Annotated in this window: 9 protein-coding genes; 2 read left to right on the plus strand and 7 right to left on the minus strand. The window is 64.1% G+C overall.

Annotated features, from left to right (window positions below; genetic code table 11):
* Window positions 1-231: 231 nt before the first annotated feature.
* From glgB to LW136_RS12175, 3 genes are all read right to left on the minus strand, one after another.
* A complete protein-coding gene (glgB, locus tag LW136_RS12165) occupies window positions 232-2,445 on the minus strand; it encodes a 1,4-alpha-glucan branching protein GlgB (RefSeq protein WP_230357351.1) in 2,214 nt (737 codons plus the stop codon).
* Window positions 2,438-5,764, minus strand: coding sequence for a maltose alpha-D-glucosyltransferase (gene treS / locus LW136_RS12170; protein WP_234172985.1), 3,327 nt, complete (start codon window positions 5,762-5,764; stop codon window positions 2,438-2,440). The genes glgB and treS overlap by 8 nt, the downstream gene beginning before the upstream one ends.
* Before the next feature lie 136 nt (window positions 5,765-5,900).
* Window positions 5,901-7,913 (minus strand): alpha-1,4-glucan--maltose-1-phosphate maltosyltransferase, encoded by a 2,013-nt coding sequence (locus LW136_RS12175; protein ID WP_234172986.1) that lies wholly within the window; start codon window positions 7,911-7,913, stop codon window positions 5,901-5,903.
* Window positions 7,914-8,271: 358 nt separating this feature from the next.
* Here LW136_RS12175 and LW136_RS12180 point away from each other — a divergent pair, with 358 nt between their 5' ends.
* The gene (locus LW136_RS12180) at window positions 8,272-8,436 is read left to right on the plus strand and encodes a hypothetical protein (RefSeq protein WP_003285031.1); all 165 of its coding nucleotides are present in this window, start codon (window positions 8,272-8,274) and stop codon (window positions 8,434-8,436) included.
* Between the two features lie 23 nt (window positions 8,437-8,459).
* Here LW136_RS12180 and ligD read toward each other — a convergent pair whose 3' ends face one another.
* The 4 genes from ligD to LW136_RS12200 form a co-directional block, all read right to left on the minus strand.
* Window positions 8,460-9,380 (minus strand): non-homologous end-joining DNA ligase, encoded by a 921-nt coding sequence (ligD, locus tag LW136_RS12185; RefSeq protein ID WP_234172987.1) that lies wholly within the window; start codon window positions 9,378-9,380, stop codon window positions 8,460-8,462.
* 12 nt (window positions 9,381-9,392) lie between these two features.
* Window positions 9,393-10,343, minus strand: a complete 951-nt coding sequence (gene ku, locus LW136_RS12190; RefSeq protein WP_041013761.1) for a non-homologous end joining protein Ku — start codon at window positions 10,341-10,343, stop codon at window positions 9,393-9,395.
* A 54-nt stretch (window positions 10,344-10,397) separates the two neighbouring features.
* Complete coding sequence (locus tag LW136_RS12195) at window positions 10,398-11,255, minus strand: SDR family oxidoreductase (RefSeq protein WP_234172988.1); 858 nt, start codon at window positions 11,253-11,255, stop codon at window positions 10,398-10,400.
* A 106-nt stretch (window positions 11,256-11,361) separates the two neighbouring features.
* Window positions 11,362-12,378 carry a zinc-dependent alcohol dehydrogenase family protein gene (locus LW136_RS12200; RefSeq protein WP_234172989.1) on the minus strand — a complete coding sequence of 339 codons (1,017 nt, stop codon included), beginning with the start codon at window positions 12,376-12,378 and terminating at the stop codon, window positions 11,362-11,364.
* Between the two features lie 263 nt (window positions 12,379-12,641).
* Here LW136_RS12200 and LW136_RS12205 point away from each other — a divergent pair, with 263 nt between their 5' ends.
* Window positions 12,642-13,559 (plus strand): LysR substrate-binding domain-containing protein, encoded by a 918-nt coding sequence (locus LW136_RS12205; RefSeq protein WP_014820192.1) that lies wholly within the window; start codon window positions 12,642-12,644, stop codon window positions 13,557-13,559.
* Window positions 13,560-13,596 lie beyond the last annotated feature (37 nt).

The following is a 13,596-nucleotide window of genomic DNA, read 5'->3' on the forward strand; positions in this document are numbered from 1 at the left end:
TCGCCGCAGCGTCCGTGGCAGTGGCAGTGGGCTTGACCGCTAGTTGGAATCCGCAACGCGTCCTCCAAGGCACACACTCAATGAGTGCTAGACCGTGACCATCGCGGTGCAGCCTAGCGCATCGCTCTGCAAGTGCCTTAGAGCGCACAAGCCGCGAGAAAGCGGATGCCCTACCCGCAAAAAAAAACGCCGCTCAGGTTGTCCCGAGCGGCGCTCTTCAGTGCGGCAGCCTTACACCTGCGGCCGCAGTACCAGCACGCCGAGCGGCGGCAGGGTCAGTGACAGCGAGACCTTCTCACCGTGGTTCTCGATCGGCTCGGCGAGCATGCCGCCGCCGTTGCCGGTGTTCGAGCCGCCGTAGCAGGCCGCGTCGCTGTTGAAGACCTCCAGCCACTTGGCGTCCACCGGAACGCCGATGCGGTAGGCCTCACGTACCACCGGCGTGAAGTTGGCAACCACCAGCAGCGGATGCCCGGTTGAGCTCTTGCGCAGCCAGGCGAACACGCTGTTGGCGCGATCATCGCCGATCAGCCACTGGAAACCCTGCGGGTCGCTGTCCAGTTCGTGCAACGCCGGCTCCTGGCTGTACAGCCGGTTCAGATCGCGCACCAGGTTCTGCACGCCACGGTGATCGGCCTCTTCGAGCAGATGCCAGTCCAGCTCGCGGTCATGGTTCCACTCGCGCCACTGGCCGAACTCGCTGCCCATGAACAGCAGCTTCTTGCCCGGGTGCGTCCACATGAACGACAAGTAGGCGCGCAGGTTGGCGAACTTCTGCCAGCGATCCCCGGGCATCTTGTCGACCAATGAGCCTTTGCCGTGGACCACTTCGTCGTGGGAAATCGGCAGGACGAAGTGCTCGGAATAGGCGTAGACCATGCTGAAGGTCATCTTGTCGTGGTGGTACTGCCGATTGATCGGGTCTTCCTGGATGTACTTCAGCGAGTCGTGCATCCAGCCCATGTTCCACTTGTAGGAAAAGCCGAGGCCACCTTCGCTGGTGGGCTTGCTGACCCCCGGAAAGGCTGTCGATTCCTCGGCGATCACCAGCGCGCCAGGGGTTTCCGTAGCCACGACGTCGTTCAGATGGCGCAGGAAGTCGATCGCCTCGAGGTTCTCACGCCCGCCGTGGCGGTTCGGAATCCACTCGCCGTCCTTGCGCGAATAGTCGCGATAGAGCATCGAAGCCACCGCATCGACACGCAGGGCATCGACGTGGAATTCGCGCAGCCAGTGCAGCGCCGACGCGAGCATGAAGCCGTGCACCTCGGTGCGGCCGAGGTTGTAGATGTAGGTATCCCAGTCCTGATGGAAGCCCTCGAACGGGTGCGCGTATTCGTACAGCGCGGTGCCGTCGAATTCGCCCAGGCCATGGGCGTCGGTGGGAAAGTGCGCCGGCACCCAGTCGAGGATCACACCGATGCCGGCGTTATGGCAGGCGTCGACGAACTCGGCGAAATCATGGGCGTTCCCGTAGCGCGCACTTGGCGCGAACTGCGAGAGCAGCTGGTAGCCCCATGAGCCACCGAAGGGATGCTCCATGATCGGCATCAGCTCGATGTGGGTGAAACCCATGTCCACTACGTAGGGGATCAGGCGCTCGGCCAGTTCGTGCCAGTCGTACAGGCGGCCATCGTCACCACCGTCACGTCGCCAGGAGCCCGCATGCAGCTCGTAGATGCTCATCGGCGCCTTGACCGACTGGCGCGCGGCGCGCTGCTGCAACCAGCCATGGTCCTTCCACTGGTAGTCCAGCGGCCGGGCTATGACCGAAGCGGTGCCCGGCGGGTGCTCGGTTGCCAGGGCGATCGGGTCGGCCTTGAGCGGCAGGATGCCGTTCGGTCCGAGAATCTCGTACTTGTAGGTATCGCCCGGCTGCAGGCGAGGGATGAACAACTCCCACACGCCGGACGGAAAGCGCAGCCGCATCGGATGACGGCGACCGTCCCAGCCATTGAAGCTGCCGACTATCGACACTCGGCGCGCGTTGGGCGCCCACACGGCGAAGCGCACGCCCTGCACACCGTCCACTTCCAGCACCTGCGAGCCGAATACCCGGCCGATCTGCCGGTGATTGCCTTCGGAAAACAGGTGCATGTCCAGCTCGCCCAGTTGCGGACCGAAGCTGTAGGGGTCTTCAGTGATCTGCTCGCCGCCGGCCCAGCGAATCTTCAGCAGGTAGGGTTGCTGATGTGGCAGGCGGATAAAGAAGAATCCGGGCACCTGCCCCTGCTCCATCACGGCAAGCAGTTGCTCATCGCGGTCGAGCACTTCGGCACCCAGGGCATTGGGCAGGTAGGCGCGAATCACGATTCCCCCGCCGTCAGGATGCGGCCCGAGAATGGAAAACGGGTTGCCATGCTCGGCTCGCACCAGGGCGTCTACATCGGCGTCGCTGGGCATCAGGGTTTCCCCTGGCATGGTCAGAACCGGACGATCAGTCATTGGAGCCTCCATCGAAAAGCTGTTGTGCCAGGGCCAGCAATCCCTGTAGCGGGACGGGCAACCAGGTTGGTCGGTTCTCCGCTTCGTAAACGATCTCGTAAGCGCATTTTTCCAGGCTGAACAGCAGCAGTGCAGCATTCGCGCCATCCGCGTCGCGCCAGTCGTGCGGCAACTCGGCGGTGGCCTCGCGGTAGGCTTCGAGGAAGGCCGCCTGCGCACTGCTCTGGTAACTCGCCGCGATACGCTGCCGCGCCTGATCGGCCTCGGGCGTGCTGTCGCTGATCTGCGCACCGCGGATGGTCATGGCGGCGGCGTACTCGAACGAACGCAGCAGGCCTGAGACATCCTTGAACGGACTATGTTTGGCGCGCCGCTCATCCAGCGAGCGGGCCGGCTCCCCTTCGAAGTCGATGAAGTAGGCATCACCCTGCACCACCAACACCTGGCCGAGGTGCAGGTCGCCGTGGACACGGGTCCGCACGCCACCAACGGTTCTAGCAGCCAGACGTTGCACTTGTTCGAGCAGCTTGTCGCGCCGCGCCAGCAGTTGGCCGAGCGCGGTAGCCTCCTTGCGATCGAAGCTCGAGCGATGTTCCTCGATGCGCTGCAGGGCCTGCTCCAGCTGCGCGCTGATGCTCTGCTCCCACTGCTTGGCGTCGGCCTTGCTGGTGCTTTCGTAGGCGAAGGCCGAATCTTCGGTCTGCGTGGCAAGCGCCATGTGCATCTCGCCGAGCCGCTGGCCGAGCAGGCGGTTGAAGGCCTGTAGTTCGTCGAGGGCGCTGAACTGGTTCTCGTGCATCGACACGCCACCCGCGATTTCGTCACGCACCGCGCGGTCGAGGTTGTTCAGCGTCCACACCCAGGCATCGCCCTGGCTGTCGAGGAAGTGCTGGATCACCATCAGGGCAACCGGCTCGCCCTGCTTGTTGATGCGGCTGACCTGACCGAGCATGCCGGAGATATGGGCGAAACCGCGTTCAGTGAGGAAACCGCCCATTTCCAGTTCAGGGTGGACGCCCGGTGCCACGCGACGGAGCAATTTGATCATTACCTTGTTGTCGATGATCGCCGAGCTGTTCGACTGCTCCGCAGAGATGAAGCGCACCTCGGGGTGCGCTGGCAATTGCAGGTCGGCCAGTTGCGGCATCGGCACGAAGCGAATCTCACCGTCGTTGCAAGGCAGCACCAGCTCGTCGCGCAGGCCCTGAATCACCGCGGCGCTGAACTGCTCGAGGGCGAAGGCATCGGTCATCAGGCCGACCTGCGGCCCGCGGCGTATCCGCGCCAGGGCCAGTTGCTGCGGCAATGCGACCTCGAATTCGGTCTCGGCCAGAAAACCCAGCGGCAGCTGGTACAGATCGCTGCGCCCGGCGGATTCCACGCAAAGCTCGCTGAGCAGCACCGGGCGATTCGGGTCGCCGAATGGCACGCAGTAGCTGATGCGGACCGACTCGATTGCCACGTCCTTGGCGGCAAACCAGCGCCGTTTCGGCAGATAGGCCGGTAGCGCTTCGGTTTCCAGAATGCGCCGGTTGGCGGCGGTCAAGGTATCCAGGCGCTTGAGTACCAGCGTCTGAAAGTCCGGCATGGTGTCCACCGGCTCCTGGTGCCAGCTCGGCATCTGGTTGGTCAGCGCGAGCTGGAACCAGTAGAAGCCGTAGGGCGGCAAGGTCAGCAGATACGGCAGCTGACCGATGGGCGGGAAGGCACTGCCGCCGACCATCTCCACCGGCACCATGCCGGCGTACTGCGACATTTCCAGTTCTGCGGCCTGGGCCGAGCGCGAGACGTTGGCGACGCAGAAGATGATCTCGGTTTCGCCGTTCGCTCCGGTGAATTCGCGCATATAGGCGAGGATGCGGCGGTTGCTCGGCGCGAGCATCTTCAGGGTGCCACGGCCGAAGGCCTTGAACTGCTTGCGGATGGTCAGCATCCGCCGCGTCCAGTTGAGCAGCGAATGCGGATCGCGCTGCTGGGCCTCGACGTTGATCGTGTAGTAGCCGTAGAGCGGGTCCATTACCGGTGGCAGCACCAGGTTCGGTGGGTCGGCGCGGGAGAAGCCGCCGTTGCGGTCCACCGACCACTGCATCGGCGTGCGCACGCCGTCGCGGTCGCCAAGGAAGATGTTGTCGCCCATGCCGATCTCGTCGCCGTAGTAGATCACCGGCGTACCGGGCATGGAGAGCAGCAGGCTGTTGAGCAACTCGATCCGCCGGCGATCCCGCTCCAGCAGCGGCGCCAGGCGCCGGCGTATGCCCAGGTTGATCCGTGCGCGCTTGTCCGAGGCGTAGTAATTCCACAGGTAGTCGCGCTCCTTGTCGGTCACCATTTCCAGTGTCAGCTCGTCGTGGTTGCGCAGGAATATCGCCCACTGGCAGTTCTCCGGGATATCCGGGGTCTGGCGCAGGATGTCGGTGATCGGAAAGCGGTCTTCCTGGGCGATGGCCATGTACATGCGCGGCATCAGCGGGAAGTGGAAGGCCATGTGGCATTCGTCACCCGGGCCGCCGTCTTCGCCGCCGAAATACAGCTGGGTGTCTTCTGGCCACTGGTTGGCTTCGGCCAGCAGCATGCGGTCGGGGTAATTGGCATCGATCTCGGCGCGGATCGCCTTGAGCACCGCATGGGTTTCCGGCAGGTTCTCGTTGTTGGTGCCGTCGCGCTCGACCAGATAGGGAATCGCGTCAAGGCGCAGACCGTCGATGCCCATGTCCAGCCAGTAGCGCATCACCGCCAGCACGGCCTTCATCACCTGCGGGTTGTCGAAGTTTAGGTCCGGCTGGTGCGAATAGAAGCGGTGCCAGAAGTACTGCTTGGCCACCGGGTCCCATGTCCAGTTGGATTTCTCGGTGTCGAGAAAGATGATCCGTGTGCCGTCGTACTTCTTGTCGGTATCCGACCAGACGTAGAAATCCCGCGCTGCCGAGCCCTTCTTCGCCTTGCGCGCGCGCTGGAACCAGGGGTGCTGGTCGGACGTGTGGTTGATGACCAGTTCGGTGATCACCCGCAATCCGCGCTTGTGCGCCTCGGCGATGAAGCGCCGGGCGTCGGCCATGCTGCCGTATTCCGGATGCACGCCGCGGTAATCGGCGATGTCGTAACCATCGTCACGCCGCGGCGACGGATAGAACGGCAGCAGCCAGATGGTGTTCACCCCAAGGTCGGCGATGTAATCCAGCTTCTCGATCAGGCCGGGGAAGTCACCGACGCCGTCGTTGTTCGAGTCGTAGAAGGACTTCAGGTGCACCTGATACACCACCGCGTCCTTGTACCAGAGCGGGTCCTTGATGAAAGCGGCGGGTTTGCGCGGTTTTGCCATGTTCTTCATTCCTGTCGCGGTGTGAAGGCCCAGGCCGGATCGGCGCATTAGGCAACGGCAGAGCAACAGCTGAATTCACATCAACAAAGCGTTATAAACGTATGATTCAAATGAATTAACAGCTGCGCCCGAGAAATTACTTGAGGTCCGGGTCCGGCTCCTGTGCGGTCAGGCGCCAGATGCCGAACGGCAAATGCCAGGGTTCGATGCGCATCCACTGGGTCTTGCCGTACCAAGTCCAGCGATGGCCATTCATCAGGTCCTCGCCCTGGGTATGGGCGTCATCCGGCAGGCCGAGCTCCCACAGCGGCAACTCGAAATTCGCTTCCTGGGCGTTGTGCGGATCGAGACTGATGGCCACCAGAATGAAGTTCGACAGGTCTGGTGTGCGCTTGCCGAAGTAGAGGATGTTGTCGTTCCAGGCCATGTAGGCCTTGAAGCCCAGGTGCGTCTGCAGTGCCGGGTTCTGCCGTCGGATGCGGTTGAGCTGGGCGATCTCGGCGATGATGTTGCCCGGTGCGTGGTAGTCGCGGACGCGAATCTGGTACTTCTCCGAGTCCAGATACTCTTCCTTGCCCGGAATCGCCGCCGACTCGCATAGCTCGAAGCCCGAGTACATGCCCCACAGCCCCGAGCCCATGGTCGCCAGCGCGGCGCGGATCAGGAACCCGGCGCGGCCGGAGTCCTGCAGGAAGAACGGATTGATGTCCGGCGTGTTGACGAAGAAGTTGGGCCGATAGCAGTCGCGCAGCGGGGGCTCGTTCAGTTCGGTGAGGTACTCGCTCAGTTCCGCCTTGGTGTTGCGCCAGGTGAAGTAGGTGTAGCTCTGGCTGTAACCGATCTTGCCCAGACGCGCCATCATGCCGGGGCGTGTAAACGCCTCGGAGAGGAACATCACGTCGCGGTCGCGCTCGCGGATATCGGCAATCAGCCACTCCCAGAACGGCAGCGGCTTGGTGTGCGGGTTGTCGACCCGGAATATCTTCACGCCCTGCTCCACCCAGTGCCAGACCACGTCACGCAGCGCCAGCCAGAGGTCGGGCATTGCATCTTCGGCATAGAAGTCGACGTTGACGATGTCCTGATACTTCTTCGGGGGGTTTTCGGCGTATTTGATCGTGCCGTCCGGGCGCCAGGAGAACCAGCCTGGGTGCTCTTTCAGCCAGGGGTGGTCCTGCGAGCACTGGATGGCGAAGTCCAGGGCGATCTCAAGGCCATGCTCGCGAGCCGCTGCGACCAGCTCGCGGAAATCATCCAGCGTGCCCAGCTCGGGATGGATGGCGTCGTGGCCGCCCTCTTCGCTGCCGATTGCGTAGGGACTGCCGGGATCGTTCGGGCCGGCGTGCAGGCTGTTGTTCGGACCCTTGCGGTGCTGGCGACCGATCGGATGGATCGGCGGGAAATACAGCACGTCGAAGCCCATGTCGCGAATCGCCGGCAGACGCTTGTGCACATCGCGGAAGGTGCCGTGGCGATTCGGATCTTCGGTCTCCGAGCGCGGGAACAGCTCGTACCAGCTGGCGAACTGCGCCAACGTGCGCTCGACGTCCAGCGGATAGACACGGCTGCGGCTGCAGTGCTCGCGTGGGTCGGCGGCAGCCATCGCCACGGCCGTCTCCGGTGCGAGCAGCAGTGACACGCGCTCGTCATCGGTATGCGCCATGCCGAGGCGGTGCATCAGATCGTCAAGCATCGCGCGGTTCTCGCCCTGGGCGCGGGCGGTGGCCTTCTCCAGCAGCAGGCGCCCTTCTTCCAGCTCCAGATGCACCGGAACGCCGGCCGTGTGCTTCTTCGACAGCTCGTAGCGATAGCTCTCGAACACATCCCACCACGCTTCGATGACAAACTCATGCTCGGCGACCTGGGTGGGCGTGAACTGGCCTTGCCAGGCGTCGTTGCCGAGCAACTTCAGCCGTGCCCGCCGCCAGCTGGTTTCGCCTTTTTCACGCCAGCACACGGCGGCGGCCAGCTGGTCGTGGCCGTCGGCGAAAATCTTGCTGGTCACGACCACTGGCTGGCCGATGACCGCCTTGGCGGCAAAGCGCCCCTCATCCAGCACCGGCAAGGTGGATTCGATGGCGATGCGCGGCATCTGCAGGGCTTCTTCGAGTCGAGGGTGAATCGTCGCGGTAGGCTGTGCATCGCTCATCGAACGGGCTCCTGGGGCGCATGGGTTCGGGTTGCCCGAGCCGCCTCTGGACGCGTCATCGTGCGGTTCGGGAGGCGACCGGTACGGTTTTCGTCGGCTCTTTCTTCCGAGCCAAGTGACCCTGGAAAGTTCAGCCCCGGGCGGCCGTTAGCCAGCCCGTCCGGCGACCGGTCGAGCCTGGTGGAGCGCAATACGGCAGTTGCCGTTTTCAAGCCCCCCGTGAGTGGGTGCCGAACCCGACCACGCCGACGGTCGCCAGCGCCGCGAGCAGCGACGATTGGCCGGAACCTCGCCTACGTGGGCCGATCAATGCAGAACGGCCGCCAAGGCTGAGCGGGCGAACACCAGGAGAACGACGATGACTCACGTGCGACCCGATGTGCCGCAACCCGACCCGATCGTGCATGACAAGCCGGGCGATGTGCCGCAGGTGCCTTGTGCCGAGGAGCTGGACGAACACAAGCCCGGCGCGCCATATGGAAACCAGACCGTGGCGGATACCGACGACCCCCAGACCACCTGATCGCTCGCCGCCACGCCGTTGTCTCAACCCTTCTCCAGGCGCTTGAGCAGTGCCTGCGTCAGCCCCTGGCGAACGGCGCCGTAGCGGGCCCACGGGTCGCTGCGTAATGCCCGCAAACGCTCATCCAGGTTGCCGATGTTCCAGCGATCGGCTCTCTCCAGCTGCGCCAGCTCCTCACGCTCGACAGGCACGGATACCGCCAGCCCCGGACGCGCCCTGACCGAATAGGCGGCAACGGTGCTCGCCCCGCGCTGGTTGCGCAGGTAGTCCACGAAAATTCGCCCGACCCTATTCTGCGGCCCCATTTTGTCGACGATCAGCTCCGGCGCCTCGCGCGCCAGCCGCTCAGTGACCGAGCGAGCGAACTGCCGGGCCAGGTCCCAGTCGTGCCGACGGTCGAGCGGCACCACGACATGCATACCGCGGCCTCCGCTGGTCTTGAGGAAGGCCTGCAGTCCCAGGTCGTCCAGCAGCTGCAGCGTCAGCTCGGTCGCCTCTACCATGCTCGACCAGGGCAACGTGGGATCGGGGTCGAGATCGAAAATGACTCGATCAGGCCGCTCGACGCGGTCACTGCGCGCGTTCCAGGTGTGGAACTCGACGGTACCCATCTGCACGGCCTCGATGACCGCGGTGATGTTGTCCGCCTGGATCAGCCGCGCATGCTCGGGATCGAGGTTTTTCGGCAGTGCGCGCATGTGAGGCATCTTCAGCCGACCGCAATGGCGTTGGAAAAAGCTTTCGCCGCCGACGCCTTCAGGTGCACGAACGATGGACAGTGGCCTGCCAGCCAATTGCGGCACCAATCGGTCGGCGACCGCCAGGTAGTACTCGGCCAGCGCAAGCTTGGTCGCGCCGCTGGCCTTGTCGATCACTCGCTGTGGATTACTGATACCGACGCCGCCCACCAGCGGGCGGCCGGCGCTCTTGCGCTGCTCTGGCATGGGCAACCCCGATCAGCTCGCCTTTTTGCTGGATTTGCTGCCCGCCGCTGGCGCCTTGCGCGTGCGCGAAGCCGCCGAGGAGGATTTGCTCGTTTTGGCCTTGCTCGCAGTCTTGGGCTTGGCCGGCGCCTTTTCCTCCTCCTCGTGGTCGTCCTCTTTGCTGGCCTTGCCTGGCTTGGCAGCGAGGCTGCGCTTGAGCAGTTCGGTAAGGTCGATGACATCCGCCGAACGACGATCCACCGCTTCCTCCGGCCCGCCGACCGCTTCCAGCTTGCCTTCGCGGGCCTTCTTCTCCACCAGCTCCATGATCTGGTCCTGGAAGGTGTCCTTGTACTGTTCCGGCTTCCATTTCTCGGTCATGTCCTCGACCAGCCGCTTGGCCATGTCCAGCTCACGCTCGGCCAGGTCCGGATCGAGCGCTTCGTCCTTGAGCTCGAGGTACTCGACGCCGCGCACCTCGTCGGCCCAGCGCAGGGTGTTCATCACCAAGGCCTTGCCCAGCGGCATCACCACCGCCAGGTGCTGCTTGTTACGCAGCACCACGTTGGCGATGCCGACCTTGCCGGTCTGGATCAGCGTTTCGCGCAGCAAGGCGTAGACCTTTTCCCCGCGGCGGTCCGGCGTCAGGTAGTACGGCGTGTCGATGTAGAGAAAGGAAATGTCCTTGGCATCGACGAAGGCGACGATATCCACGGTCTGGGTCGCCTTGGGGTGCGCGCCTTTGATCTCGTCATCGCTGATCACGACGTAGTGGCCCTTCTCGTACTCCACGCCCTTGACGATGTTCTCGCTGTCGATGTCCTCGCCGGTGGTCTTGTTGATGCGCTTGTAGCCGACCCGGTCCATGCTGCGTTTGTCCAGCCAGTCGAAATCGATGCCCTGGCGGGTGGTAGCCGGTACCAGCGCCACCGGGATGTGTACCAGTCCGAAACTGACTGCGCCTTTCCAGATCGTGCGTGGCATGGTCGTTCTCCAAGCGTTGATGTGGCCGAGCCAATTCGTTGGCCCGGCAATGGGTCAGCCGTTGACCACGGTGCCGCCGTTGACGTGGATCACCTGGCCGCTCACGTAGGCTGCATCGCTGCTGGCCAGGTAGACATACGCCGGCGCCACTTCATCGGGCTGGCCGGGGCGCTTCATCGGCGTGTTGGAGCCGAATTCGGCGACCTCGTCGGCATCGAAGGTCGACGGAATCAACGGCGTCCAGATCGGCCCCGGCGCGACGCCGTTGACGCGAATGCCACGCTCGGCGAGGTTCATCGACAGCGAACGGGTGAAGGCCGTGATTGCGCCCTTGGTGGCCGAATAGTCCAGCAGTTGCGGGCTGCCCTTGTAGGCGGTCACCGATGTGGTGTTGATGATCGAAGCGCCCTTGCCGAGATGCGGTAGCGCCGCCTTGGTCATCTGAAACATGCCGAAGATGTTGGTGCGAAAGGTCTTCTCCCACTGCTCTTCGCTGATGTCTTCGAGCTTTTCCTGCGGGTGCTGCTCTGCGGCGTTGTTGACCAGGATGTCGAGCTTGCCGAACGCGGCGAGGGTTTCGTCGATGACCTTGCGGCAGACCTCGCGATCGGCCACGTCACCGGCGAAGGTCAGGCAGCGACGGCCGTACTGTTCGACCACAGTGCGGGTTTCCTCAGCGTCCTGATGCTGGTCGAGGTAGAGAATTGCCACGTCGGCGCCCTCACGGGCGTAGAGCACGGCCACCGAGCGGCCGATGCCGCTGTCACCACCGGTGATGATCGCCACCTTGCCTTCGAGCTTGCCCGCCGCCTGGTAGTCTTCGCCGCGGTATTCCGGGCGCGGGTTCATAAGCCCTTCCTTGCCGGGCTCGAGCTGCTCCTGCGGCGGTAGGGTCTGATTGTCTTCAGCCATGGAAAATCCTCCGTCAAGGTTATGAGCCTGTCTTCGGAGGACTTGAACGGCGCGAGAAAAGTTTCTACGGGGCGATGAGAGGGCCCTGTACGGGGCCCTCGGATGTTCAGTTCAGCGTCAGCACGACGCGGCCGCGGGGTACGCCGCTTTCGACATACTGGTGGGCTTCGACTGCCTGCGCGAACGGGAACTGGCGGTCGAGCTGCGGCCAGATCAGCCGGGCCACGGTGAGCTGGTTGATATGCTGCAGCGCACGCTCCACGGCTTCACGGTTCTGCTCGATGCCCAGCTCCGGCTGCCCGGTGAAGTCGCACAGGCAATGCAGGAAGAACTTGAAGTTCTTCTTGAACGCCGCGCAGACCGGCAGCGCGGTCTCGTTGCCGCCGTTCATGCCATAGAGAATCAGCTTGCCCAGCGGCGCCATGACGTCGCCGAGCAGTTTCATCTGCGAACCGCCACAGGCATCCAGCACCACGTCGACGCCGCGGCCTTCGGTCACCTTCTGCAGGCGGCCGACCAGGTCTTCCTCTTCGGTGACGATCACCGTCTCCGCGCCCAGCTCGCGCAGGTAGTCGCGGTCCTCGCTGGTGTCGCAAGCGGCGATCACCCGGCCGCCCAACGCCTTGGCCAGCTGTACGGCTGCCGGCCCGGTGCAGTGAGCCGCCTGGTTGATCAGCACGTACTGGCCGGCTTCCAGCTGAGCCAGTTCGACCAGCGCGAAATAGCTGACCAACATCGGCGTGTAGTGGATCGCCGCCTCACTGGCGCTGAGCATGTCCGGGTAACGCACCAGCGCCTGCTGCGGCAACAGCGCATGCTCGGCGTAGAGCGGATACTGATTGAGATCGTGGGCCGGGAAGCCGGCAACATGATCGCCGACCCTGAAGCCCTGAACGCCCTCACCCACCGCCAGCACCTCGCCCGCCACCTCGCTGCCGAGCCCGGCAGGCAGACGCGCGTGTCGTGGCGCGAGGTCCTGGCGCCAGAGCACGTCATTCCAGCTGACGCCGATGGCGCGCACGCCAATCAGCACCTCGCCTGGGCCGGCAACCGGCATTGCGCGTTCCTCGTGGCGCAACACGTCGGCCGGGCCGAACTGATGAAAACGGATGATGCGGGACATTTCGACCCCTCACTTACTACTGTGCGAACGGACTCTATCGTCAGTATCGTCACAACTCCAGTGAACGGCGTGGATTCCCATCGATAGTTCCCATGCGCAGTAATGATGGAACTACGTATGTATGCTCGCCGGCGCATTGCAGCTTTGTGCATTTCGAAAGCGGGATCGGGCATGCCGTTGGCAGCCGAAGCTGTCTAGAATGCAGACCACCCTCCAGAGCCGGACGCCTCCTGGTCCGGCTGCAGGCTCGACGTGAACCAGGTATGAATCGCAACGATCTTCGCCGTGTTGACCTCAATCTGCTGATCGTCTTCGAAACGCTGATGCACGAGCGCAGCGTGACCCGCGCAGCGGAAAAGCTGTTTCTCGGCCAGCCGGCGATCAGTGCCGCCCTGGCACGACTGCGCACGCTGTTCGACGATCCGCTCTTCGTCCGTACTGGCCGCAGCATGGAGCCGACCGCCCGCGCGCTGGAGATCGCCCAGCTGCTTTCACCGGCGCTGGACTCGATCTCCACCGCCGTTAGCCGCGCCTCGACCTTCGACCCGGCAACCAGTACCCAGGTGTTTCGCATCGGCCTGACCGATGAAGTCGAGTTCGCCCTGCTACCGCCGCTGCTGCGCCGCCTGCGCGCCGAAGCGCCGGACGTGGTGCTGGTGGTGCGCCGCGCCAACTATCTGTTGATGCCCGGCCTGCTGGCGTCCGGTGAGATCTCGGTGGGCGTCTGCTACACCGAGGAGCTGCCGGCCAATGCCAAACGCAAGGTACTGCGCCGGCCCAAGCCGATGCTGCTGCGTGCCGACAGCATTCCCGGCCGGCTGAGCATGGAGGACTACTGCAGCCGTCCGCATGCGATGGTCTCCTTTGCCGGCGATCTCAACGGCTATATCGACGAGGAACTGGCGCTGCACGGGTGCAAGCGCAAGGTGGTCCTGGCGGTGCCGCAGTTCAACGGCCTGGCCAGCCTGCTTGCCGGCACCGACATCATCGCCACCGTCCCGGACTACGCCGCCGCGGCGCTGGCGGCCAACGGCGGCGTGCGCGCCGAACCGCTGCCGTTTCAGACCAGCCAGGATTTCGAACTGTCCATGGCCTGGCGCGGCGCCCAGGACAACGACCCCGCCGAGCGCTGGCTGCGTTCGCGCATCCAGATGTTCGTCGGCGATCCGGATAGTCTCTGACAGGCCCGACGCCTGGGGCTTCGCAGCGCGTGCCGGG

The organism is Stutzerimonas kunmingensis (assembly GCF_021432085.1).
In the GTDB taxonomy this organism is placed as follows: Bacteria; Pseudomonadota; Gammaproteobacteria; order Pseudomonadales; family Pseudomonadaceae; genus Stutzerimonas.